This is a genomic window from Pseudomonas sp. 43(2021) (assembly GCF_017490805.1).
Classification (GTDB): Bacteria; Pseudomonadota; Gammaproteobacteria; order Pseudomonadales; family Pseudomonadaceae; genus Aquipseudomonas.
In genome coordinates this window covers 1-474 of the sequence record NZ_JAFGYJ010000407.1, presented here as the reverse complement: position 1 = coordinate 474, position 474 = coordinate 1, and the positions used below count along the sequence as shown (strand labels likewise).

The window sequence follows — 474 nt, the reverse complement described above, 5'->3', positions numbered from 1 at the left end:
GGTGCAGACCACCTGGAAAACCCTGATGCCCGACATGCAGGCCGGCAAATGCGACATCGGCATGGGCGGCATCTCAGTCACACTGGAACGGCAGAAAAAAGCCTACTTCAGCAACACCCTCGACACCGACGGCAAGATCCCGCTGGTGCGCTGCGCCGACCAGTCCAAATACCAGACCATCGACCAGATCAACCAGCCCAACGTGCGCCTGGTGGAACCTGCCGGCGGCACCAACGAAGCCTTCGTCCACGCCTTCCTGCCCAAAGCGCAACTGGCCCTGCACGACAACGTGACGATCTTCCAGCAACTGCTCGACAACAAAGCCGACGTGATGATCACCGACGCCTCGGAAGCGCTGTATCAGCAGAAACTCAAACCGGGGTTGTGCGCTGTGAATCCGCATAAGTACATGCAGTACGGGGAGAAGGCTTACTTGCTGCCGCGCGATGACATGAGTTGGAAACTGTATGTCGA

1 protein-coding gene is annotated in these 474 nt (G+C 58.4%); it reads left to right on the top strand.

The window, feature by feature from the left end; translation table 11 throughout:
* Positions 1–474: transporter substrate-binding domain-containing protein (locus J5M71_RS27880; protein WP_207838803.1), on the top strand; the 474-nt coding region annotated here is incomplete at both ends.